At 72.4% G+C, this 23,402-nt stretch carries 22 protein-coding genes; 11 read left to right on the top strand and 11 right to left on the bottom strand.

Features of this window, described 5'->3' with window-relative positions:
* Positions 1-2: 2 nt before the first annotated feature.
* Positions 3-566, bottom strand: a complete 564-nt coding sequence (locus EDF24_RS01780; RefSeq protein WP_123700918.1) for a molybdenum cofactor biosysynthesis protein — start codon at positions 564-566, stop codon at positions 3-5.
* Between the two features lie 82 nt (positions 567-648).
* On the opposite strand from EDF24_RS01780, the gene EDF24_RS01775 reads away from it, so the two are divergent.
* The 5 genes from EDF24_RS01775 (at position 649) to EDF24_RS01755 (ending at position 6,163) form a co-directional block, all read left to right on the top strand.
* The gene (locus EDF24_RS01775; RefSeq protein ID WP_123700917.1) at positions 649-2,199 is read left to right on the top strand and encodes an AlkA N-terminal domain-containing protein; all 1,551 of its coding nucleotides are present in this window, start codon (positions 649-651) and stop codon (positions 2,197-2,199) included.
* Positions 2,196-2,708 (top strand): methylated-DNA--[protein]-cysteine S-methyltransferase, encoded by a 513-nt coding sequence (locus EDF24_RS01770; RefSeq protein WP_123700916.1) that lies wholly within the window; start codon positions 2,196-2,198, stop codon positions 2,706-2,708. Before EDF24_RS01775 ends, EDF24_RS01770 begins: the two co-directional genes overlap by 4 nt.
* A gap of 151 nt (positions 2,709-2,859) precedes the next feature.
* On the top strand, positions 2,860-3,669 hold the full coding sequence (locus tag EDF24_RS01765; RefSeq protein WP_165931358.1) for an alpha/beta fold hydrolase: 810 nt from the start codon (positions 2,860-2,862) through the stop codon (positions 3,667-3,669).
* A 12-nt stretch (positions 3,670-3,681) separates the two neighbouring features.
* Complete coding sequence (locus tag EDF24_RS01760; protein ID WP_123654881.1) at positions 3,682-4,557, top strand: hypothetical protein; 876 nt, start codon at positions 3,682-3,684, stop codon at positions 4,555-4,557.
* A 130-nt stretch (positions 4,558-4,687) separates the two neighbouring features.
* The gene (locus tag EDF24_RS01755; protein ID WP_123654880.1) at positions 4,688-6,163 is read left to right on the top strand and encodes an APC family permease; all 1,476 of its coding nucleotides are present in this window, start codon (positions 4,688-4,690) and stop codon (positions 6,161-6,163) included.
* 109 nt (positions 6,164-6,272) lie between these two features.
* On the opposite strand, the gene EDF24_RS01750 is transcribed toward EDF24_RS01755, so the two are convergent.
* A complete protein-coding gene (locus EDF24_RS01750; protein WP_123700915.1) occupies positions 6,273-7,097 on the bottom strand; it encodes a LysE/ArgO family amino acid transporter in 825 nt (274 codons plus the stop codon).
* A 68-nt stretch (positions 7,098-7,165) separates the two neighbouring features.
* Here EDF24_RS01750 and EDF24_RS01745 point away from each other — a divergent pair, with 68 nt between their 5' ends.
* Positions 7,166-8,110 (top strand): LysR family transcriptional regulator ArgP, encoded by a 945-nt coding sequence (locus EDF24_RS01745; RefSeq protein WP_123700914.1) that lies wholly within the window; start codon positions 7,166-7,168, stop codon positions 8,108-8,110.
* On the opposite strand, the gene EDF24_RS01740 is transcribed toward EDF24_RS01745, so the two are convergent.
* Entirely contained in the window at positions 8,092-8,637 is a 546-nt protein-coding gene (locus EDF24_RS01740; RefSeq protein WP_123654877.1) for a TetR/AcrR family transcriptional regulator, read from the bottom strand. The two genes, EDF24_RS01745 and EDF24_RS01740, sit on opposite strands and share 19 nt — an antisense overlap.
* Before the next feature lie 120 nt (positions 8,638-8,757).
* Here EDF24_RS01740 and EDF24_RS01735 point away from each other — a divergent pair, with 120 nt between their 5' ends.
* Complete coding sequence (locus tag EDF24_RS01735) at positions 8,758-9,801, top strand: aldo/keto reductase (protein WP_123700913.1); 1,044 nt, start codon at positions 8,758-8,760, stop codon at positions 9,799-9,801.
* Positions 9,802-9,858: 57 nt separating this feature from the next.
* Here the strand turns inward: EDF24_RS01735 and EDF24_RS01730 are convergent, their stop codons facing one another.
* Positions 9,859-10,638 (bottom strand): DNA-formamidopyrimidine glycosylase family protein, encoded by a 780-nt coding sequence (locus EDF24_RS01730; protein WP_123700912.1) that lies wholly within the window; start codon positions 10,636-10,638, stop codon positions 9,859-9,861.
* The gene (locus tag EDF24_RS01725; protein ID WP_123700911.1) at positions 10,631-15,313 is read right to left on the bottom strand and encodes an ATP-dependent helicase; all 4,683 of its coding nucleotides are present in this window, start codon (positions 15,311-15,313) and stop codon (positions 10,631-10,633) included. Before EDF24_RS01725 ends, EDF24_RS01730 begins: the two co-directional genes overlap by 8 nt.
* A gap of 174 nt (positions 15,314-15,487) precedes the next feature.
* Here EDF24_RS01725 and EDF24_RS01720 point away from each other — a divergent pair, with 174 nt between their 5' ends.
* Positions 15,488-16,171, top strand: coding sequence for a PadR family transcriptional regulator (locus tag EDF24_RS01720; RefSeq protein WP_123700910.1), 684 nt, complete (start codon positions 15,488-15,490; stop codon positions 16,169-16,171).
* An 80-nt stretch (positions 16,172-16,251) separates the two neighbouring features.
* Here EDF24_RS01720 and EDF24_RS01715 read toward each other — a convergent pair whose 3' ends face one another.
* The gene (locus tag EDF24_RS01715) at positions 16,252-16,869 is read right to left on the bottom strand and encodes an alpha/beta hydrolase (protein ID WP_123700909.1); all 618 of its coding nucleotides are present in this window, start codon (positions 16,867-16,869) and stop codon (positions 16,252-16,254) included.
* Positions 16,870-16,954: 85 nt separating this feature from the next.
* On the opposite strand from EDF24_RS01715, the gene EDF24_RS01710 reads away from it, so the two are divergent.
* Complete coding sequence (locus EDF24_RS01710) at positions 16,955-17,497, top strand: NUDIX hydrolase family protein (protein WP_123700908.1); 543 nt, start codon at positions 16,955-16,957, stop codon at positions 17,495-17,497.
* A 238-nt stretch (positions 17,498-17,735) separates the two neighbouring features.
* Here the strand turns inward: EDF24_RS01710 and EDF24_RS01705 are convergent, their stop codons facing one another.
* Together EDF24_RS01705 and EDF24_RS01700 are read right to left on the bottom strand one after the other, a co-directional pair.
* Positions 17,736-17,936 carry a CsbD family protein gene (locus EDF24_RS01705; protein ID WP_123654870.1) on the bottom strand — a complete coding sequence of 67 codons (201 nt, stop codon included), beginning with the start codon at positions 17,934-17,936 and terminating at the stop codon, positions 17,736-17,738.
* 124 nt (positions 17,937-18,060) lie between these two features.
* Positions 18,061-19,653, bottom strand: a complete 1,593-nt coding sequence (locus EDF24_RS01700; protein ID WP_123654869.1) for a DEAD/DEAH box helicase — start codon at positions 19,651-19,653, stop codon at positions 18,061-18,063.
* A 343-nt stretch (positions 19,654-19,996) separates the two neighbouring features.
* Here EDF24_RS01700 and EDF24_RS01695 point away from each other — a divergent pair, with 343 nt between their 5' ends.
* Positions 19,997-20,863 (top strand): endo alpha-1,4 polygalactosaminidase, encoded by an 867-nt coding sequence (locus tag EDF24_RS01695; RefSeq protein WP_123700907.1) that lies wholly within the window; start codon positions 19,997-19,999, stop codon positions 20,861-20,863.
* A gap of 66 nt (positions 20,864-20,929) precedes the next feature.
* On the opposite strand, the gene EDF24_RS01690 is transcribed toward EDF24_RS01695, so the two are convergent.
* The 3 genes from EDF24_RS01690 to EDF24_RS18980 form a co-directional block, all read right to left on the bottom strand.
* Entirely contained in the window at positions 20,930-21,316 is a 387-nt protein-coding gene (locus EDF24_RS01690; protein WP_123654867.1) for a GntR family transcriptional regulator, read from the bottom strand.
* 10 nt (positions 21,317-21,326) lie between these two features.
* Positions 21,327-21,896, bottom strand: coding sequence for a DUF1684 domain-containing protein (locus EDF24_RS01685; RefSeq protein WP_123655419.1), 570 nt, complete (start codon positions 21,894-21,896; stop codon positions 21,327-21,329).
* Between the two features lie 158 nt (positions 21,897-22,054).
* A complete protein-coding gene (locus EDF24_RS18980; protein ID WP_185021537.1) occupies positions 22,055-22,531 on the bottom strand; it encodes a hypothetical protein in 477 nt (158 codons plus the stop codon).
* 73 nt (positions 22,532-22,604) lie between these two features.
* Between EDF24_RS18980 and EDF24_RS01675 the strand changes: the two genes are divergently transcribed.
* A complete protein-coding gene (locus EDF24_RS01675; protein WP_185021536.1) occupies positions 22,605-23,387 on the top strand; it encodes a carbonic anhydrase in 783 nt (260 codons plus the stop codon).
* Positions 23,388-23,402: the final 15 nt, after the last annotated feature.

Here is a 23,402-nt window from a genome sequence, read left to right as displayed (position 1 = left end):
CGCTAGACACCGACGGGCACGGGGCGGGCCGTGCGGAGCACCGCGGGGCCGAGGGTGAGCACGCCGTCGGACTCCGGGTCGCACCGCACCCCGCCCCGTCCGCGCATCGCCCGGAACGCGCCGGGAGCGATCTCGTGGTCCATCCAGGCGCAGGGGTTCGCCGGCCGGTACCCGCGGAACAGCACGGGGCCGTCGCCGGTGTCGAGCGAGAACGGCTCGCCCCGGAGCGCCTCGACGTCGACGCCCCGCAGGAACACGTTCCGACGGGTCGCGACCGGGTCCAGCGCGACGCCGAGCGACCGTCCGACGTCCTCGAGCGCCTCGAGCCCGATCACGGTGACGGACGCGTGCACGTGTGCCCGGGACGCGAAGTAGCGGTCGCCGACGATCCCGAGGCCGGCGCGCAGGCTGACCCGGTCGCGCAGTTCCTCCTCGTCCGCGGGGAGTGCGCCGTCGGCGGGCCGTCCCTCGTAGCGGTGTCGCCGGGAGACGAGGAGCATCGCGACCTCGACCTGGGTGACGTGGTCGAGGGCACTGGACGCGACCGTCTCGGCACCGGAACCCATGTGCCCGACGGTACCGGAGCCTCCCGGCTGCGCCGTCCGATTTCCGCCAGTCGATGACGGTGGCGCGTGTCAGGCTTGCCGCATGACCACCACGGGAACCGACGCACTGCACGACGAGCGGTACCGCATCGCGGCGTCGCGCGACGCGCGGTTCGACGGCCAGTTCGTCACCGCCGTGCACTCGACCGGCATCTACTGCCGCCCGAGCTGCCCGGCGCGCACGCCCCGGTCGACGGGTGTGACCTTCTACCGGACGAGCGCCGCCGCACACCTGGCCGGGTACCGCGCGTGCAAGCGCTGCCTGCCGGAGGCCACTCCCGGCAGCCCGGAGTGGGACCTCCGCGAAGACGTCGCCGGCCGCGCGATGCGTCTCGTCCTCGATGGCGTCGTCGAGCGGGAAGGCGTCCCCGGGCTCGCGGCACGCGTCGGCTACTCCGAACGGCACCTCGGTCGGATCATGACGGAGGAGCTCGGGGCCGGACCGAAGGCGCTGAGCCGTGCGCACCGGGCGCAGACCGCACGGACGCTGCTGACGTCGTCCGACCTGCCGATCGCGGACGTCGCGTTCGCCGCGGGGTTCGCGAGCGTCCGGCAGTTCAACGACACCGTGCGCGAGGTCTTCGCCGTCACCCCGTCGGAGCTCCGTGCCCGCCGGCGGATCCAGCCGACCCTCGACGGCGGCCTGCACGTGCACCTGCCGGCCCGCGCGCCGTTCGACGCGCAGGGCCTCCTCGACTGGCACGCGCTGCACGCGCTCGCCGGGCTGGAGCAGGTGGTGCGGGGCGACGACGGCACGGTCCGGTCCTACGGCCGGCTCCTCGACCTGCCGGGAGGCCCCGGTTGGTTCAGTGCATCGGCCGCGGTCCCGGACGGGGCCGGGCGGGGCACCGGCATCGACCTGGTCGTGCGGGTGACCGACCTCAGTGACCTGCCGACGCTCGTGGCGCGGGTGCGGGCGCTGTTCGACCTCGATGCCGATCCGGTCGCGGTGGACACGGTGCTCGGATCGGTCCCGACCCTGGTGCCCGCCGTCACGAGGGTGCCCGGGATCCGGCTGCCGGGCGCGGTGGACGCGCACGAGGTGGTGTTCCGCACGCTCATCGGGCAGCAGGTCTCGGTGGCCGCGGCCCGGACGGCGCAGACGCGGCTGGTGGCAGCGCTCGGTGCACCGGTGCCGACGGCGATCGCCCCGGACGGTGTCCTGTTCCCGTCCGCCGCCGTCATCGCGGAGCGCGGCGGTTCGGTGCTCCGGGGGCCGTCCGCCCGGATCCAGACGATCCTCCGCGTCGCGTCCGCGCTGGCGGACGGGTCGCTCGTCGTCGACGGCGGGCAGTCCCTCGACGAGCTCCGGAACGGACTCCTCGCCGTGCGGGGGATCGGACCGTGGACCGCGGACTACGTGGCACTGCGGGTCCGGCACCATCCGGACTTGTTCCTCCACAGCGACCTCGCCGTGCGGAACGGTGCACAGGAACTCGGACTGCCCGGTTCGGCGCGCGAGCTCTCCCTATGGTCGGAGCAAGTGGCCCCCTGGCGGAGCTACCTCACGATGCACTGCTGGCGGCCGATCGTCGACCGCGCGACCGCAGCCGCGCGTGCTGCTTCCACGACGTCCCGGAAGGACACCCCATGACCGATGCAGTGATCTCCACCCTCCAGACCCCCGACGGCGCGTTCACCGTGCTCGAAGACGACCAGGGCCGGGTGCTCGCGTCCGGCTGGACGGACTCGTTCGACCGGATCCTGGCGCGGGTACCGGCGCGCCACCGACCGTCCACCGTGATCGAGGGGCCAGTGTCCTCCGCGGACGCCGTCGACGCCTTCTACGCGGGGGAGATCGAGCACGCGATGCAGGTCCCCGTGCGGCAGGTCGGCACCGAGCTCTTCGAAGCGGGGTGGCTGCAGCTGCGGGAGATCCCCGCCGGGTCCACCCTGACCTACACCGAGCTCGCGGCGGCGATGGGCCGGCCGGACGCCGTGCGGGCAGCGGCGAGCGTGTGTGCCCGGAACGCCCCGGCGCTGTTCGTGCCCTGCCACCGCGTGCTCCGCTCCGACGGGTCGCTCGGCGGCTTCGCGTGGGGGCTCGACGTGAAGCGTTCCCTGCTCGAGCGGGAGTCGGTGGGGACGACCGCGCTGGTCTGATCGACACCGTCCGCCTGCCCCGATCAGGGTCGTCTGCCCCTGGTTGCGGGGGATGACGGCAGCGCGCCGGGCTGCGACACTCGGAGGACGACCCGCACGGCCCCTCCCCGAGGACCCGACGCAGTGCCGTCGAACCACCGCTGAGGATCACATGCACCCTTCCACCGACCGAACGGTCGTCTCCGCCGACGGCACCCGCATCGCGGTGTCCGACGCGGGCAACGGCCCCGCGGTCGTCGTGGTCGGTGGTGCGTTCGGCCACCGTGGCACGCCGTTCGTGGAAGCCGTGGTCCAGGGCCTCGCCGATCACCACCGTGTGGTCACCTACGACCGTCGCGGCCGTGGGGACAGTGGGGACACCGGTCCGTGGGCGATCGAGCGGGAGGTCGAGGACCTCGACGCCGTCGTCGCCCAGGTCGACGGCCCGGTCACCGTCCTGGCCGTCTGCGTCGGTGCCGGAGTGGTCCTGCACGCGCTCGCCGCCGGTCTCCCGGCTGAGGCGGCCGTGCTGTGGGAACCGCCGTACCGCGCGAGCGTCGACCCGCACGCCGACGACGTCGTCTTCGCGGACACCCTCGACGAGCAGGTCGCCGCCGGCCGTCGTGCCGCAGCGGTCCGGGCGTTCCTGGCCCAGGTGCTCGGGCTGCCGATGAGCCAGGTGAGCGCGTTCCGCCTCCGTCCCCGCCTGTGGCGCACCCTGCTCGCCGACGCGCACGTGCTCGCGCGCGACGTCCGGATGCTCAACGGGCTCGCGATCCCGGAGCGGGTGCTCGCCGCGGTCGGGGTGCCGGTCGTCGTGGGTTCCGGCACCGCCAGCCCGCGGTGGCTCCGGCTCGCCGCACGGGCCACCGCCGAGGCGATCCCCGGCTCCGAGCTCGTGATGATCGACGGCCAGGGGCACATCCCCGACGCCGCGACCCTCGCACGGCTGCTCGGCGCGCTCCGGACCCCGCGGCACTGAGAGGATGGTCGGGTGAGCGCACCCCGACTCGGACTCCTGCTGGACGTCGACGGCCCGATCGCCAGTCCCGTCTCCCGCACCATCGCGATCCAGAGCATCGTGGAGGACCTCGTCGCGCTCGCGGCAGAGGGCATCCCCGTGGTGTTCAACACGGGCCGGAGCGACGCCTTCATCCGTGAACAGGTCGTCCGTCCGCTGCTCGCCGGCGGTCTGGCTCCCGGCGGCCGAGTGCACGCCGTGTGCGAGAAGGGCGCCGTCTGGTGCTCGATCGGCCCGCAGTACGAGGACGGCATGAGCGACATCGCGATCGCCGAGGACCTCGCGCTCCCCACCGACTACGCCGACGAGATGCGCGAGCTCGTGCGTGCCGAGTACGCCGACCTGGTGTTCTTCGACGAGACCAAGCGCGCGATGGTGTCCGTCGAGCAGCGCGTCGAGGTGCCGAACGCCACCTACCTCGCCCGCCAGCCGGAGTTCGACGAGCGGGCGATGGCCGCACTCCAGCGCCGCGGGCTCGGCGTCCGCCGGCTCGACGACGTCCGGCCCGCTGCCGACGGTTCCGTCGCGTGGCGCATCGACCCGACGATCATCTCCACTGACGTCGAGTCCGACCGCAGCGGCAAGGACATGGGTGCAGAGCGCTCCCTCGAGCTCCTCGCCGAGGACGGCGAGCTGCCGCTGACCTGGCGCACGATGGGCGACTCCCGGAGCGACTACGCGATGGCCGACTGGCTGCACGCGAACGGGCACGACGTGGCGCATGTGGACGTCCGTCCGTCGGACGGTGTCCCGGCGACGCCGTACCCGGTGCTCACCGCACCCGACGGTGTCATCCACGACGAGGCGGGAGCCCGCTACCTGGCGGACTGGCGACGCGCGGCGGACTGACACCGGGCCTCCCGTCCGGTTCTGCACCGCCGTCTGCAGACCGGACCGTCCATGCGGACGCTTTGCGTACCGGGGTGGTACGCCAGTACCCTTCCGGGGTCCCACGCCAGCCGATGACGGGAACCACCCCATGGCAACGAAGCTCCGCACGAAGTCGATCGAGGCCTCCCTCGCCGACTCGGAAGAACAGGGACGCTCGCTGAAGCGCTCCCTGAAGACGTTCGACATCGCCGCGATGGGCATCGCGGTCGCGGTCGGCGCCGGGATCTTCTCGGTGGGGGCGAACGCCGCGGCGAACTTCGCCGGCCCGGGCGTGATCATCTCGTTCCTGCTCGCCGCCGTCACGTGCGGCCTGGCGATCATGTGCTACGCCGAGTTCGCCTCCACCATCCCGGTCGCCGGCTCCGCGTACACGTTCACCTACGCCACGATGGGCGAGCTGCTGGCGTGGATCGTCGGCTGGGACCTCATCCTCGAGACCCTCACCGCCAGTGCCGTGATCGCGAAGTACTGGGGCATCTACCTCAGCACCGCGTTCGAGGTCTTCGGCGTCAAGCTCCCGAGCACGATCGCCCTCGGCCCGATCGGCTTCACGTGGGGACCCGTCCTCATCGTCGGCATCTTCACCGCGCTCCTCGCGTTCGGGACCCGTCTGTCCTCCCGCGTCTCCGCGATCATCACGATCATCAAGGTCGCGATCGTCGTGTTCGTCATCGTGGTCGGCGCCTTCTTCGTCAAGGCCGCGAACTTCACCCCGTTCATCCCCGCCGCGCAGCCGTCGAAGGGGTCAGAGGGCAGTGTCTGGACGCAGTCACTCGTGTCCTGGTTCACCGGCTCCGAGCCCGCGCAGTACGGCGTCTTCGGTCTGCTCGCCGCCGCATCGCTGGTCTTCTTCGCGTTCATCGGCTTCGACGTCGTCGCGACCAGCGCGGAGGAGACCGAGAACCCGCAGAAGACGCTGCCGCGCGGCATCTTCATCGGGCTCGGCATCGTCACCCTGCTCTACGTCGGCGTCAGCATCGTGATCACCGGCATGGTCTCCTACAAGCAGCTCGCGCAGGAGGACGCGCCCTCCCTCGCCTCGGCCTTCGACCTCGTGGGTCTGCCGTGGGCCGCCGGGATCATCGCGATCGGGTCGCTCATCGGCCTCACCACCGTCGTGATGGTGCTGCTGCTCGGCCTGTCCCGCATCGTGTTCTCGATGAGCCGCGACGGCTTGCTGCCCCGCTGGTTCTCGGTGACGAACCCGAAGACGCAGACGCCCGTCCGGGTGCAGGTCGTCGCGGGCATCGTCGTGGCGCTGCTCGCCGGGTTCACCGCGGTGGACAAGCTCGAGGGCATGATCAACATCGGGACGCTCTCCGCGTTCGTGCTCGTGTCGATCGGGATCATCGTGCTCCGTCGGACCCGGCCGGACGCGCCGCGGTCGTTCCGGGTGCCGTGGTCGCCGGTGATCCCGATCCTGTCCGCCGTGCTGTGCTTCTGGCTGATGCTGAACCTCGAGGTCGAGACGTGGCTGCGCTTCGTCGTCTGGCTGGTCATCGGCTTCGCGATCTACTTCGGGTACAGCCGCCGGAACAGCCGGGTGGGGCGCGGGCTGCAGTAGGCATCCGCCGCCGCGTGGTGCGTCTTGGCCTCGCACAATTGAAAGCAGTTCGCACCACGTGATCCCGTGGTGCGAACTGCTTTTGGTTGTCGAAGAAGCGCCGCCGGAGTCAGGCGCCGACGAGCAAGGCGACGCCGAACGCGAGCATCACCACGGCGACGCAGCCGTCGAAGACGCGCCAGGTGAGCGGCTTCGCGAACAGCGGCCGGAGCAGCCGCCCGCCGAACCCGAGCGCGCCGAACCACAGGCAGCTCGCCGCGACGGCACCGAGCGTCCACCACCATCGGTCGTCGGCGCCCTGCTGGTTGGCAACGGACCCGAGGAACACGAGCGTGTCCAGGTACACGTGCGGGTTCGCCCACGTGAAGACGAGCATGGTCAGGACCGCCGTGCGCATCGCGGGGGCGGCGCCGCCGCTCCGGCCTGGAGGCTGGGCGAGCGTCGTCCGCGCCGGCCCGGCTCCCACCGTGGCCGGGTCCACTGCCGTGTCGCGCCCCGCCACGGACGTCGCGCCCCCGTGCACCGGGGCGCGGTGTTCGCCCGGGGGCGCGACCCCGTCGTCGTCCGCGTTCCCGCCGCCCGTCGAGGTGCCCACGGCGACCCCGTCGTCCTCGGCTGCCACCCGGATCGCATCGCCCGAGGGGCGCAGTGCCCGCCGCGCCGCGAGCACCCCGTACGTCAGCAGGAAGGCAGCGCCCACGAGCCGGACCACGACGAGCGCGACGGGGAACCGCTCGACGACGGCCCCGACGCCGAGCACCCCGGCGATGATGAGCACGGCGTCGGACACCGCGCACACCACCACCGCGGCTGCCACGACCCGGAGACGTGCGCTCACCGCGAGCCGAAGCAGGTACGTGTTCTGCACACCGATCGCCACGATGAGGGCGAGTCCGGTGCCGAGGCCGGCGAGCACGGGGAGGATGACGGTCACGAGACGACGGTAGGGGTCGGCGTCGATGCAGTACAGCTCACGTTCCTGATGCGCCGTAAGCTCAGCTCATGCTCCGACTGCAGCGCGAACACCTCGAGACGATCCTCGCGGCGGTCGACCTCGGCACGTTCGAGGCCGCTGCCCGCGCGCTGTCGATCACCCCGTCGGCCGTCTCGCAGCGGATCAAGGCGATGGAGCAGCTCGTCGGACGGGTCCTGCTGCAGCGGACCGTCCCGATCGAGCCGACGGCCGCCGGGGCGGTGGTGCTCCGACACGCGCGGCAGGTCCGACTGCTCGACGACGAGACGGCACGGGCACTCGGCGAGGGCGGGGACGCGCGGTCGTCCATCCCGTCGATCCCGCTTGCGGTGAACGCGGACTCACTCGGCACGTGGTTCCTCGATGCGTTGGCGCTGGTGCGCGCGGACACCGAGGTGGTCTTCGACCTGCACCGCGAAGACCAGGACCGCACCGCCGAGCTCCTCCGCTCCGGCACGGTGATGGCCGCGGTCACGGCGGAGTCGGAGCCGGTACAGGGCTGTTCGTCGGTGCCGCTCGGCATCGACCGGTACCGCGCGGTGGCGTCGCCGGCGTTCGTCGCTCGCTACCTGGACGGCGCGGACACGGAGCGCCGGATGCTGCAGCGGCTCGACCGGGTGTCGCTCGTGGACTACGACCACGACGACGACCTGCAGCAGGGGTTCCTGCGACGGGTCGTGGGGCACGCTCCCCGGGGTCCGCGGCACTTCGTCCCGACTTCGGCGGACTTCGCGCGGGCGGTGTCGCTCGGCTTCGGGTGGGGGCTGCTGCCGGAGGCGCAGTGTCTCGGAGCCCTCGAGCAGGGTTCGCTCGTGGAGCTGACCCCCGGGCGTCGCGCCGACGTGGCGCTGTGGTGGCAGCGCTGGAACCTCGCGTCGCCGCTCTTGGAACGGGTGACGGACGCGGTACGCGCCACGGCCGACGAGCGGCTGCACCCGATCGGTCAGCGCGCGGGTCAGACCGTCGCGCGGTAGCGGAGTCCGTCGACCAGGAGCCCGACCATGAGCTGGCTCTGCTCGGGCGTCGGTGCGCCGTGGCAGAGGTCCGCGACGGCGTGCAGCAGCTGACGGGCGTCCACGTCCGGGCGGATGGTGCCCGCCGCGGCGGCGGTGTCGAGGAGCCCGGTGAGCGCGTCGCCGAGCCTGCCGAGGAAGTACTCCGGCAGCGCCTGGAAGGCGGGGTCCCCGGAGTGCAGCGCCGACGCGAGGCCCCGCTTCGTCGCGACGAACTCGGTGAACCGCTGCACCCAGAGCGCGAGCGCCTCGTCTGGAGCGTGGGTCGCAGCGAGCTCGGGAGCGGCGTCGGCGCAGGCGTCGACCGCGCGCTGGAACACTGCGACGACCAGGTCGGACCGCTGGGGGAAGTGCCGGTAGAGCGTGCCCACGCCGACTCCGGCCCGATCGGCGATGACCTTCGCGGGGGCGTCGACCCCGTCGGTCGCGAACACGGCCTTGGCGGCGTCGGTCAGCGCGTCGAGGTTGCGTCGGGCGTCGGCGCGCACGGGTTCTCCCTTGCTCCTTGCGTAAACGGAATGGCTTTCCGTATAGTTCCGGAAGGGCGTTCCGGTTCGGTCCACGATACGGCACCGACGGTCAGGACGCCATCGACAGGAGGCACCACCATGCAGTACCGCACCCTCGGCCGCACCGGGATCCAGGTCAGCCCCTTCGCACTCGGCGCCATGATGCTCGGCACGGACGGCCGCATCGGCAACGGCGACGAGCAGGACTCCATCCGCATCGTGCACCGTGCGCTCGACGCGGGCATCAACCTCATCGACACCGCGGACCGCTACTCGCAGGGCGGATCGGAGGAACTCGTGGGCAAGGCGCTCAAGGGCCGCCGTGACCATGTCGTCCTCGCCACCAAGTTCCACGGCCCGATGGGCGACGACCCGAACCAGCAGGGCAACTCCCGGCGATGGATCATGCAGGCGGTCGAAGGCTCCCTCCGCCGACTGCAGACCGACCACATCGACCTCTACCAGGCGCACCGCCCCGACGACACGGTCGACGTCGAGGAGACGCTCTCCGCGCTGACCGACCTGGTCCGGAGCGGCAAGGTCCGCGCGATCGGCAGCTCGGACTTCCCGGCGTCGATGCAGGTCGAGGCGCAGTGGACGTCGGAGCGCCGAGGGCTCGAGCGCTTCCGCACGGAGCAGCCGACCTACTCGATCCTGAACCGCGGCATCGAGCGCGAGGTCCTGCCGACCGCTGAGCGCTACGGCATGGGCACGCTCGTGTGGAGCCCACTCGCCGGCGGCATGCTCACGGGGCGGTTCCGGAAGGGGCAGGACAGTGACCTCGCTCGCGTCCGGATGTTCCAGCACAACTCCGACGAGCGCCGCATCGACGCCGTGGAGCAGGTCGTGGCACTGTCCGAGGACACGGGCATCCCGATGACGCACCTCGCGATGGCGTTCGCGATCGCACACCCGGGCGTCACGAGTGCGCTGATCGGCCCCCGGTCGATGGAGCAGCTCGACGACCTGCTCGCCGGCTCCGAGGTCGCGCTCTCCGACGAGGTGCTCGACCGCATCGACGCGATCGTCCCGCCCGGCACCGACGTCGGCCGCCTCGACCAGCAGTACAACCCGCCGGCGGTCCTGCGCCCCGAGCTCCGCCGGCGTCCGGCTGCCCAGCGCCCCGCCACCGCCACCGCCTGACCGCACGCCGTTCCGCCTGCCCCCGCCTGACGTACGCGCCGGGCCCGCGCGCGGCGGTCAGGACTGGCAGCGCGGGCACCAGTACGTGTCGCGGAGGGTGAGCTCGGAGTCGCCGAGCTCGCCCGCCCGGATCGGCGTCCGGCACCGCAGGCATGGCTTGCCCCGCCGGTTGTAGACCCAGAAGCGGGACCCCGGCCGGTCGACGCCGGTGGTCACCCGGGCGCTGCGGTCCCGGTTCGCCAGGATCAGCCGGTGGGCGAGGGCGATCATCCGCGGGACGTCCTGGACCTCGCCGACGGGCCGCGTCGGCAGCACCCCGCGGAGGAAGCAGAGCTCGTTCCGGTACACGTTCCCGAGCCCCGCGAGCACGCGCTGGTCGAGCAGCGCGAGCCCGACCGGCCGCGCGGGGTCCGCCGTCAGGTTCGCCTCGGCCACGGAAGCATCCCAGTCGGGCCCGAGCAGGTCCGGACCGAGGTACCCGACGATCTCCGACTCCTCGTCGCGCGGGACGACCTCGAGGACCCCGAGGGCGAAACCGACCGTCGACACGTCCGACGCGTCGAGGACCGCGCGGGCCTGGTGGGCGGGGCGTCGCCACCGGTCGCCCGGGGCGTAGACGTCCCACCGCCCCTCCATCTTGAGGTGGGAGTGCACCGTGAGGTCACCGATGCGGTGCAGGATGTGCTTGCCGCGCGGGACGACCTCGTCGACGGTGCGTCCGACGAGGTCGAGCGTCGCGAACGCGGGCACCCGGAAGTCGCTCCGGGTGAGGACCTTGCCGGCCAGTGCGGTGTGCAGCTGGTGTGCGGCTCGGTAGACGGTGTCGCCCTCAGGCACGCAGCCGCACCCCCTGCGGCGTCGCGGTGAACCCGGCGGTGCGCAACGCTGCACCGAGTGGGGACTCGAGCACGAACACGCCGTTCACCCGTTCGACGGAGAGCTTCCCGAGGCCGCTCCGGACCGTGGCGGCGATCGAGGTCGCGGCGGCGGCGAGGTCGGCGGGGTCCTCGGTGAACGTCAGCACGGACTTGCCGCCGCGTTCGACGTAGACCCCGAGCTCCCCGTCGATGAGCACGACGAGCGCCCCGGCCTTGCGACCGGGCCGGTGTCCCCGCGACTTCGCCTTTTCGACCGGAGGGGCGTCGGGATCGACGGCGTCCGTCGGCCACGGCAGCGCCGCCCCGTACGGGTTCGCCGGGTCCGTCGCCGCGAGGGTCAGGACCTCTCTCGCGCGGTCCGGGTTCGCCCGCTCGTCGTCGTCGAGGTCCCGCGCGTAGGTCCGGAGCCGGTCGATCGTCGGCGAGGTCGCGAACTGCGCCGCTCCGAGTCCTTCGATGAAGTACCCGCGGCGCGCACGACCGGATTCCTCGAACCGGGCGAGCACCCGGTACACACCGGCGAAGCCACCCCTGACACCCTCGACCTGCACGGCGCCGCGGGTGACGATGCCGTACCGCTCGAGCAGCTGCTCCGCGGTCGCCGCGGCCCGCACCGTGGCGTCTGCCTCGGCCAGCGGCAGGAGCGACCACCGCCCGCCGACACTCGGTGGACCGGACTGCGTCGGGAGGGTCGGACGGCGACGCCCGCGGTACGCGCGGGTTCGCGGCGCAGCACTCGAGCGGGCCTTGCCGCCGAGCATCGACCGGAGCGGTGCGAAGGTGTCGTTGGTGATCTGCCCGGCCCACACGAGGTCCCACAGCGCGGTCGTCAGTGCCTGGTCGTCGGTGCTGCCCACGGCTTGGCCGAGCTGCCGGAAGAAGTACGCTCCGCCGCCGGCCAGGGCGCCGAGCACGTCCCGCTGGAGCTCGGTGGTCTCGTCGCCCGCCGGTTCCGCGAGGGTGGTCGGCGCGGTGTCGGCCAGGTGCAGCCGGACCCAGCCGTCGTTGCCGGGCAGCGTGCCGCCGCCGGACCACAGGACTTCCCCGGTGGCGGTGAGCTCGTCGAGCATGTTCGGTGCGTAGTCGGAGACCCGGGCGGGCAGCACGAGCGTCTCCCAGGCACTGGCGGGCAGTGCGACACCGGCGAGCTGGTCGATGACCTGCAGCACGCCGTCGATGCCGCGCAGTCCGCCGCGGGTGCCGGGCACGGTGACGTGCTGCCACGCGGGCAGGAAGCGGGCGAGGGTGTCCGGCGAGACCGGTTCGACCTCGTGGCGGAGTGCCGCGAGCGACCGGGTGCGGATGCGCCGGAGCACCTCGGCGTCGCACCACTCGGCGCCCTGGCGGTCCGGGCGGAACTCGCCCTCGACCAGGCGACGGTCGGCGACGAGTCGGCGCAGGGTGTCCTGCACGACGGCGATGCCGAGGCCCAGCCGGGATGCGGCGTCCTGCGCGGCGAAGGGTCCGTGTGACCGGGCGTACCGGCCGACCAGGTCGCCGAGGGGATCGGCGACGGGCTCGATGAACGCGGTGGGCACGCCGATCGGCAGCGGCACCCCGAGGGCGTCACGAAGTCGGGCGGCGTCCTCGATCACGGCCCACCGGGTCGCTCCGGCGTGCGAGAAGGACAGCACCCGGCGGTCGCGTTCGAGTGACTCGAGCGTCGTCCGAACCGTGTCGCGTGCGGCATCGCGATCCGTGGCGTCAGCCAGCCAGCTGCGGTCGACGGCTTCGTCGAGGTCGAGCGCACCGACCAGCCGGAACACGTCGACCAGTCCCTCGGTGTCCCGGGCACGACGGTCGGGGGAGAGCCGCTGCAGGTCCTGTTCGGTCGAGGCGATGACGGCGGGGTCGAGGAGTTCCCGGAGTTCGGCCCGGCCGAGCAGCTCCCCGAGGAGCGTCGAGTCGAGCGAGAGCGCGGCCGCACGGCGCTCGGCGAGCGGGGAGTCGCCCTCGTACATGAAGGCGGCGACGTACCCGAAGAGCAGCGACCGGGCGAAGGGGGACGGCTGCTCGGTCTCGGTCTCGACGAGCCGGATCTTCCGTCGGGCGATCTCGTCCGCGATGCCGAGCAGGGACGGCACGTCGTACACGTCCTGCAGCACTTCGCGCACCGTCTCGAGCACGATCGGGAAGCTCGGGTACTTCTGCGCGACCTCGAGCAGCTGCGAGGCACGCTGCCGCTGCTGCCAGAGCGGGGAGCGCCGGCCCGGGTCGCGCCGGGGGAGCAGGAGCGCACGGGCCGCGCACTCGCGGAAGCGTGCGGCGAACAGCGCGGAGCCGCCGACCTCGTCGGTGACGAGCGCTTCGAGGTCGTCCCGCTCGAACACGAACAGGTCCGCACCGGGCGGTTCGGCGTCGGTTTCGGGGATCCGCACCACGATGCCGTCGTCCGCGGCCATGGCGTCTCCGTCGATCCCGTGCCGTTCCCGCAGTCGTGCCGCGACCGCGAGGGCCCACGGCGCGTGCACCTGCATGCCGTACGGGGAGTGCAGGATCAGCCGCCAGTCGCCGAGCTCGTCGCGGAACCGCTCGACGACGAGCGTGGTGTCGTTCGGCACGTGTCCGGTGGTCTCGCGCTGCTCGCGGAGGAACGTCAGCAGGTTCGTGACCGCTCGTTCGTCCAGGCCACCGGCGGCGACCCGTGCGCGGGCATCGGCGTCGGAGGCGCCCTCGACCTCCCTGATGAACGCACCCGTGGCGCGGCCGAGTTCGGCGGGCCGACCGATGCCGTCGCCCTTCCAGAACGGCACCCGGCCCGGCTGCCCGAACGCCGGGCTGACGATGACCCGGTCGTGGGTGATCTCCTCGATGCGCCAACTGGTGGCCCCGAGCGCGAAGACGTCCCCGACGCGGGACTCGTAGACCATCTCCTCGTCGAGCTCACCGACGCGGGACGCCCGCTCGCCGACCATGAACACGCCGAACATGCCGCGGTCCGGGATGGTCCCGCCGCTGGTCACCGCGAGCCGCTGCGCACCCGGGCGACCGGTCAGGGTGCCGTGCACCCGGTCCCACACCAGACGCGGGCGGAGCTCGGCGAACTCGTCGCTCGGGTAGCGCCCGGTGATGAGGTCGAGCGTTGCCTCGAACGCCGAGCGCGGCAGCCCGCTGAACGGCGCGCTCCGCCGGACGAGCTCGAACCAGTGCTCGACGTCGAGGGTGTCGACCGCGCCGGCAGCGACGGTGTGCTGCGCGAGGACGTCGAGCGGGTTCGCGGGGACCGAGATCGACTCGATCTGCCCCGAGACCATGCGCTCGACGGTGACGGCGCTGTGCACGAGGTCGGCACGGTGCTTCGGGAAGAGCACCCCGCGGGAGATCTCGCCGACCTGGTGCCCGGCGCGACCGACCCGCTGCAACCCGCTGGCGACGGACGGCGGTGCCTCGACCTGGACGACGAGGTCGACCTCGCCCATGTCGATGCCGAGCTCGAGCGAACTCGTCGCGACGACGCACCGCAGGCGTCCGGACTTCAGGTCGTCCTCGATGATGGCGCGCTGGTCCTTCGAGACGGACCCGTGGTGCGCCCGCGCCAGGACGGGCAGGGAGCCGGCGGTCTGTCCCGATGCCCCGATCATCTCTGCGGGGGGTCGAGACGGCGCGGGGGCGTGCGCCGAGGCCCGCGCGGGCGACTGCGGCCGCGCCGAAGGCAGCCCGACGTCGGCCGGCACCACCCCGGCGGGGACGAGCGAGTCGGCGGCTGCCGTCACCCGTTCCTCGTGGATCTCGTTGAGCCGGGCGGTCAGCCGTTCTGCCAACCGCCGGGAGTTCGCGAACACGATCGTCGACCGATGTTCTTCGATGAGGTCGACCACGCGTTCTTCGACGTGCGGCCAGATCGACCCGTTCGACGGCGCATCGGACGCGTCGGCCCCGACCGGCGGTGCGCCGAGTTCGGACATGTCGTCGACGGGCACGACCACGCGGAGGTCGAACGTCTTCTGTGCGGGCGGGGCGATGATCTCCACCGGCGCACGCCCCCCGAGGAACCGCGCCACTTCTTCCGCCGGGCGGACCGTCGCGGACAGCCCGATGCGCTGCACGGGCTTCTCGAGCAGGTCGTCGAGGCGTTCGAGCGACACGGCGAGGTGCGCCCCGCGCTTCGTCGACGCGACCGCGTGGACCTCGTCGATGATGACGGTGTCGACGTTCACGAGCGTCTCGCGAGCCCGCGACGTGAGCATCAGGTAGAGCGATTCCGGCGTCGTGATGAGGATGTCCGGCGGCAGCCGCAGCAGCTTCTGGCGGTCGGACGACGGGGTGTCACCACTCCGGACGCCGACCGTGACGTCCGGCGGTTCGAGGCCCAGCCGGCGCGCGGTCTGCGTGATGCCGACGAGCGGACTCCGGAGGTTGCGTTCGACGTCGACGCCGAGCGCCTTCAGCGGCGAGACGTAGAGCACCCGCGTCCGCTGCTTGGCGGGTGGGTGGTCGGTCGAGCTGATGAGCCGGTCGATGGACCAGAGGAACGAGGCCAGCGTCTTGCCGGAACCCGTCGGTGCGACCACGAGCGCGTGCCGTCCGGTGGAGATGGCGTCCCAGGCGCCGGACTGCGCCGCGGTGGGAGCGGAGAAGGCGCCACGGAACCACTCGGCGGTGGCCGGGGAGAAGCGCTCGAGGACGTCCGTCATGGTCCGTCCCATCCTGCCCGCGACCCCCGACAACGAGCCCAACGGAGGACATGGTTGACAAACCGATAGTTACCGATCTATCGTTAACCCATCGCGATACGAACGGAACAGTTCGTTCGAGTCTTCCGGGACATCGCGAGCCAACTTCGAACACCATCTCAGGAAGGAGTCATCATGCGCCCCATCGATGACTACGACAACACCAGCAACGACGACCACGGCCGACGCGACCAGCGCGGCTTCGGACCGCGCGGTCCCCGCTTCGGCGGCGCGCGGCAGCACCACGGCGGCTTCCCCGGCCGCGACCGCGGTGACCACGGCGGACGCGGCGGCTTCGGCCCCGGGTTCGGCGGACGTGGGGGCTTCGGCCCCGGCACGGGATTCGGACCCGGCTTCGGCGGCCCCGGCTTCGGCCGTGAGCGTCGCCGTCGCGGTGACGTCCGCCTCGCGATCCTCGGTCTCCTGGCCGAAGGACCGCAGAACGGCTACGCGATCATCAAGACGATCGCCGAGCGCACCGGCGGCGCCTGGAAGCCGAGCCCCGGCTCGGTCTACCCGACGCTCCAGCAGCTCGTCGACGAAGACCTCGTCGTCTCGACCGGTGACGGCCGCAAGACGCTCTTCGAGCTCACCGACGCCGGCAAGGCCGAGGCGGAGTCCAAGGCGGACGAGATCGCCGCGGCGTGGGAGTCCACGCCGGGCGTCCCGGACGCACAGCGCGAGTTCTTCGAGTCGCTCCGGAAGACCATGGGCGTCCTGCACATGTACCGGACCAGTGCGACGGAGGAGCAGACCAAGGCGGCAGCCGCCAAGGTCGACCAGCTCCGCAAGGACCTGCTGCAGATCCTCGCCGACTAGCGCGCAACACCACACGGACGGGAGGCACGGTGCCAGCTGGCACCGTGCCTCCCGTTCGTCGTCTGGTCGCGCCCAGGGCGTCAGTCGCCGATGAAGGCGGCCACGTCCGCCAGCTCGGCCGCCGACACCGCGTGCGGCAGCCCCTCGTAGGTGCGGTCGGTCACGTCGGTGTTCGCCGCTGCCCACGCGTCCGTCCTCGCGGTCGCCTCGCCGGGGATGACCGGGTCGAGGTCCCCGTGGCCGAGGAACACGCGGGGCCGCACGGCTGCGACGGCCTCGTCACGCGAGTCGGTCACGCCGGGCACCACGAACCCGGACAGTGACACCGCGAACGCGAAGCCCGACGGCCGTGCCCGCAGCAGCTGCAACGCCATCGACCCGCCCTGGGAGAACCCGAGGAGCCCGATGCGCGGGTGATCGCCGGCGACCGAGTCGACCCAGTCGAGGACACCGGCGACACTGGTGTCGACCGGCTCGAGCGCGGGGGATCCCGGCATCCCGAGCGGGTACCAGCTGAACCCACCGCCCCACGGCATCGGTGCCCGCAGCGACGCGACGGTCCACGCGGGCGGCAGTGCGGGCGCGAGCCCGAGGAGGTCCTGCTCGTTCGACCCCACCCCGTGCAGCGCGACGAGCAGCGGCGTGCCGGCACGGTCGGCCTCGGGGCGGGTCCAGCGGACGACGTCGGCATCGATCATGCAGCCGACAGTAGTTGACGCATCAACCATCCCCAACCCCGCGCCCTTCCACCACGTTCGCCCGTGCGGCTGGTAGACACGGTGCATGGCCTCGTTGCGCACCCCTGACCCCGACTCCGGCTGGCTGTCCGACGAGGAGCTCGCGATGGTCCGCCGTCGCCTGCCGATCTGCTACGTCGAGGCGATCCCGGTCCGCACGGACGGCCTCGGCGTCGTGACCGAGGTCGGTGTACTGCTCCGCGTCGCACCGAGCGGCTCGATCGCCCGAACGCTCGTCTCCGGCCGGGTGATGTTCGGCGAGTCGATCCGCACCGCGCTGTTCCGCCACCTCGAGAAGGACCTCGGACCGATGGCGTTCCCGCAGCTGCCCTCGAACCCGGCGCCGTTCACGGTGGCCGAGTACTTCCCGCTGCCCGGCGCCTCCGTGTACACCGACGAGCGGCAGCACGCGATCTCCCTGGCGTACGTCGTCCCGGTCACGGGGACGTGCGAGCCGCGCCAGGACGCCCTCGAACTCACGTGGATGAGCCCGATGGAAGCCGCCTCGGTCGCCGTCTCCGAGGAGATGGAGGGCGGCCGCGGAGCGCTCATGCGCGCCGGCCTCGCCTCCGTCGGCGCCCTGCTCTAGCGCCGCCCGCCCCGCCCGCCGCGCCCGCCCGCCGCGCCCCGCCCGGCGCGAATCGGACCCGCACAACGCAAACCGGCTCGCACCACGAACGTCCGTGGTGCGAGCCGGTTTGCGTTGTGCCGCGCCGGCCGGCACCACGGGGCGCGAGGGGCCCCAGCGCCCCTGAACGCGACGAAGCCCCCGGTTCCCTGTGGGACCCGGGGGCTTCGCAGTGCGGCCTGGACGGCCGACTTGGGTCTTACTTGTTGTCCTTGAAGCTGTCGGCGACGCCGTGAGCGGCGTCCTTGACGTCAGTCGCGCCCTGCTTGGCCGAGGCCTTGGCCTGGTCGGTCTGACCTTCGGCCTTCAGACGGTCGTTGTTCGTCACGTTCCCGGCAGCTTCCTTGGCCTTGCCGGCTGCCTTCTCGGCAGCGTTCTTGATGTCATCGATGCCAGCCATAGGCAATTCCTTCCGTCTGCGGACAGGTCTCCGGTGATCGCTCTCGCGTCCTCCGGTGCACCAGAAGGTACCCGCCGACGTTCGCACGCTCGCAGCGCGCGTCAAGGTTGGCCAGGGCGGCAGGTCAGCGCGCGGAGCCAGCCGGACGCGAGGCGCGACGCGAGCCGCCACCGCCGCGACGGTTGCCACCGGACTCCGAACCGGAGCTGCGGCCGGCGGCGTAGCCACCGTCGGACGACCAGACCGGAGCCGAGCCGCCACGGACGCCGTCGCTCGAAGCGCGACGGCTGCCGCCGGAACGGCGCTGCCCACCGGTCGAGGCGGCGCCGGCCTCGGCGGTACGACCGCCGCGACGCCCTGCACCCGAGCCGCTCGGAGCCGAGCCGGACTGCGCGGCCGGAGCCGAGCCTCCCGATCGGCCGCCGCGACCACGCGCACGGCCGCGGCCGCCCGTGGAGTCGGACGAGGACGACGACGCGGACTGCTGGCGACGCGGCTGCTGCTGCTGGACCGGGGCCTCGGCCACGTGGCGGATCGGCGCGATCTCGCCGACGAGCTGCGCGACCGGCGCCGAGTTCGGCGTGACCTGCTGCGGCGTGACCTTGATCGCGGCCTTGCGCATCATCTGCGCGACGTCGCGACGCTCGGCCGGCATGACGACCGTGACGACGTCACCCGACGAACCGGCACGGGCGGTACGGCCCGAACGGTGCAGGTACGCCTTGTGCTCGGTCGGCGGGTCGACGTGCACGACGAGCTCGACGTTGTCGACGTGCACGCCACGGGCGGCGACGTCGGTCGCGACGAGGACCAGGGCCTCACCGGCAGAGAACTTCGCGAGGTTGCGCTCACGGGCGCCCTGCGACAGGTTGCCCTGCAGGTCGACCGCGGGGATGCCCTGCGAGGAGAGCTGCTTCGCGAGGCGCTTGGCGTGGTGCTTCGTGCGCATGAAGAGGATGCGGCGACCGGTGCCCGAGGCGAGCGTGCGGACGAGGTCCTTCTTCGCGTCGGCGTCGGCGACCTCGAACACGTGGTGGGTCATCGCCTCGACGGGGCTGGACTCGTCGTCGACGGAGTGCATGACCGGGTTGTGCAGGAACTTCTTGACGAGCTTGTCCACGCCGTTGTCGAGCGTGGCGGAGAACAGGAGGCGCTGCCCCTGCTCCGGCGTCGCCTGCATGATCTTCGTGACACCGGGCAGGAAGCCCATGTCGGCCATGTGGTCGGCCTCATCGAGGACGGTGACCTCGATCGCGTCGAGCTGCACGTGGCCCTGCTGCATGAGGTCGGCGAGGCGACCGGGGCAGGCGACGACGACGTCGACGCCACCGCGGAGCGCGTCGACCTGGCGGCCCTGCGAGACGCCGCCGAAGATCGTCGTGGTGGTGAGGCCCATCGCCTTGGCGAGGGGGGCGAGCGTCGCGTCGATCTGGGTCGCGAGCTCGCGGGTCGGTGCGAGGACCAGGGCGCGGGGGCGACCGGCACGGCGCTTCCGCGGGTTCGCGGCGAGGCGCGCGGCGAGGGGGATCGCGAACGCGATGGTCTTGCCGGAACCGGTGCGGCCGCGGCCGAGCACGTCCTTGCCCTTGAGGGAGTCGGGGAGGGTGTCCGCCTGGATCGGGAAGGCGTTCTCCTTGCCCTGGCCGACGAGGACGTCGACCATCGGGGCGGGAACGCCGAGATCTGCGAAGCGGATGTCTTCGGTGAGGTTGGTCATCATGACCTTTCGGGCCGTTGCCGGCCGTGGTGCGCGCTCGGATCAGCGCGCGGGCGGGAGCATGTCCGCGGCCGGTGTCCGCTCCTGGGAGCGGGCGAGCCTGCTCGGGAGCAGGCACGGCGGTGCGGGCACTGTCGCCGCAGCAGAGAGCCTGGCACCGGTTTCCCGACCCGGACGGGTTCCGGGGGGAGGGTGGTGCGCGATACGCATCGGTCGAAATCGACCGGGAGGTTTCGGGGGCGTCCGTACGACGCACGAGGCGATCGGCGCCTCGAGTACGTCCAGCATAGCGGTTGGACCCCTCCACGGGGAAGGGCGCCGACTCCGTGCGAGGATCACGGGCATGCGTGCTCGGTCCCTCGTCCTCGGTTCCGTGCTCGTCGTGGGTGCCCTGCTGCTGTCCGGGTGCGCAGCGGGCGCCGGCAGCGGCGTGGGCAGCGATGCCGGGAGCGACGCCGACGGCGACGTCGGCCACGGCTACACGAACCTGCCGACCTCGGGCATCCCCGACTACCAGCTCGGCGGCGCGTACCGACCCGCGGACGACGTGACGATCGTCGAGCGCGACAGCACCGCCCACCCGGCCTCGGGCAGGTACTCGATCTGCTACGTCAACGGGTTCCAGACACAGCCCGAGGACGCGGCCATGTGGAACGAGCGGTACCCGGACGCGATCCTGCGGAACGACGACGGGAAGCCCGTGTCCGACCCGGGCTGGCCGGACGAGATGCTCCTCGACACGTCGAGCGCGAGCGCACGGGCCTCGATCGTCCACGTCCTGACGAGGTCGATCGCCCGGTGCGGCGACCGCGGGTTCGACGCGGTCGAGTTCGACAACCTGGACTCGTGGACGCGCTCGCACGGGGCGCTGACGCGAGCGGGCAACCTGGCGCTGGCGAAGTCGTTGGTGGACGTCGCGCACGAGCACGGGCTCGCGGCCGGGCAGAAGAACACCCCGCAGCTCGGATCTGCCGGCAAGCGCGACACCGGCTTCGACTTCGTCGTGGCCGAGGAGTGCATGACGTACGACGAGTGCGGTGCGTACACGAAGGCCTACGGGCAGCGGGTGATCGACATCGAGTACTCGGACGACACCGACGGCCCGTGGTCCGACGTCTGCGCCTCGGACAGCCGACCGGCGATGACGATCCTGCGCGACCGCGACCTGGTCGCCCGCGGGAGCGAGGCGTACGTCTTCGAGCACTGCTGAGACGGCGCCGGACCGCTCCGCGCCGCGGCGCCGGACCGCTCCGCGCCGCGGCGCCGGCCCGTTCTGCTACGCGGGCCAGGCGTCCCGCAGGGCCGTCGCGGTCTGGTCCGGGGACAGCCCGGCCGCCTTCGCCTCGGCGATGAGGGAGCGGACCGCGTCGGCCACGGCGTCCGGCACCGCCGCGGGTCGCACGACACGGGTGCCGGCACCACGAGCGGTGTGCACCAGCCCGGTCTCCTCGAGCACCGTGTACGCCTTCGCGACCGTCCCGGCAGCGAGTCCCAGTTCCTCGGCGAGCGAGCGCACGCTCGGCAGCCGCTGCCCGTCGACCAGGTAGCCCGCCGTGATCTGCGCCGCGATCTGCGAGCGCACCTGTTCGAACGGCGGGATCCGTCCACCGGCGTCGATCGCCACGAGTCCGGTCGTCGTCCCGGTGCCGGTCTTGGAAGACATCGTGCCCGCCCTAGAAGTCGTACTGCTCGCCGACGGGGATCGCCACCGGCACGGTGTTGCCCGGAGGCGCGAGCGGGCACGCCCACGCCGGGTCGTACGCGCACGAGGGGTTGTACGCGAAGTTGAAGTCGAGCACGATCTCCCCGTCGTCACCGCCGAGGTCCGCGCCCTTGATCGTGTCGAGCAGGTAGCGACCGCCGCCGTAGGTCCCGCGGGCCTTCCCGGCGCTGGCGTCCTTCACCGGGACGAACACGCCGCCCGCGTAGCCGCCGTGCGACCACACGTCGAGGGTGCCGATGCCCGGCAGGCTGACGACCCCGAGCCGGTCGAAGTGCACGATGCCGTCGGTGCCGGTCTCGACGTCGAGCACCTGTTCCTCGGCGGGTTCGATGCGGGCACGGAAGCGCCAGTCCGGGTCGTACGCGGGCACCGGGAGCTCCTCGAAGTCCACGGCGTCCTCGTCGAGGAGGGGGCTGGCCGGGTGCTCGGCGAACATCGCGTCGCGGGTCTCGCGCCACATCGCGTGCGCGGTCTCCGGGTCGGGGGTGGCCCGGACGCGGCGGTAGAGGTCGAACGTCATCCGACGCCAGTCCACGGTCGCCAGCGTGCGGTGCACACGGTCGTCGGTCGTCGGCTCCTCGGGGCGCGTCTGGCTCACGTGGTCGAGGCTACGCCCGCTGCGCGGCGGACGGGAGGCTCATCTCGCCCGATCGTGCGTGTCCCGCCCGGCACAGCCCGTCAAGCCGGGGGCCAGGTGGGCGCCTGCTGCCGCATCCGGAGCGCCCGCCACTGCCAGATCACCCACATGCCCGGCCAGAGCGCGACGCCGAGGACCGCGGGTGTCATCCGGTAGTCGAGCCGGTCGACGAGCAGCGTCCTGCCGTCCGGCAGCTCCGTCGCCGCCATCCGGTGCCGCATCGCCATCCGGGCGAAGAGGCCGCTCGTGCCGCCGCCGTTGTCGCGCTGCACGGGGACGCCGTCCACCTCGTAGCGGTCGATGTCCACGTGGCTGGCCCCGCTCGGGACCACGCCGAAGGCGCTCGCCGCGATGGGGTGCGGCACGCCCGGCGTCCAGCGGTCGGGGAAGCCCGACGGGTCGAGCGACCGGTACACCAGGAACGGCTTCGTCACCCCGACCATCACCGCCGGGGCCATCAGGGCGTCGCGGACGGCGTCCACCGGGGCATCGAGGACGAGACGGAGACCGACGTGCATGCGGCGGACGCTACCCCTCGCCTGCGGTTCGACCGCAGGTATTTCACATATCAAGCCTGCGACGCTGCACAGCATGACCCCTTCGAGCCTGAGCGTCCGCCGATCCCCCCTCCTCGCAGCACCCGCCGTGCTGCTCGTCCTCGCCGGGTGCGCCGGCACGCCCACCGCGGATGCGGCGCACGATGGTGACGCCGGGACCGCATGGTCCTACGACGGTCCCGGGTCACCCGAACACTGGGGCGACCTGTCCGACGAGTACGACGTGTGCTCCACCGGCACCGAGCAGTCGCCCGTGGACCTGCCGGCGCCGACGAAGGGTGCCCCGCTCGACCTCGTCGCCGGCGCGCCCGCGAAGGGCCTCACCGCGGACAACGGCCACACCGTGCAGTTCACGGCGGACGACGGCGCGACGACGCGGATCGGCGGCGAGGACCTGCACCTCGTGCAGATGCACTTCCACGCCGGGTCCGAGCACACCGTCCGGGGGAAGGCCGCTGACGCCGAGTTCCACTTCGTGCACGCCGACGGGAAGGGTGCCCTGACGGTGGTGGGTGTCCTCGCCGAGCAGGGTGCGCACAACGCGGCGTACGACAGCTACGTCGCGGGATCGACCGCCGGCGCCGGCCGCGCGAGCACCGTCGACATCGGGGCGATGCTGCCCGAGGGGCGCTCCCACCACGCCTACTCCGGGTCCCTCACGACGCCGCCCTGCACCGAGGGCGTGCAGTGGATCGTGCTCGAGGACACGGTCGAGCTCGGTGCCGACCAGCTCGCTGACCTCGAGGCCGCGCACGTCGAGAACGCCCGCCCCGTGCAGCCGCTCGGCGACCGGACGGTCGAACACGAACTGCGCTGACGAGGGATCAGGCGT

It is taken from the genome of Curtobacterium sp. PhB130, assembly GCF_003755165.1.
Taxonomy (GTDB): Bacteria; Actinomycetota; Actinomycetes; order Actinomycetales; family Microbacteriaceae; genus Curtobacterium.
The sequence above is the reverse complement of the archived record's forward strand: the minus strand, read 5'-3'. Positions and strand labels throughout refer to the sequence as shown.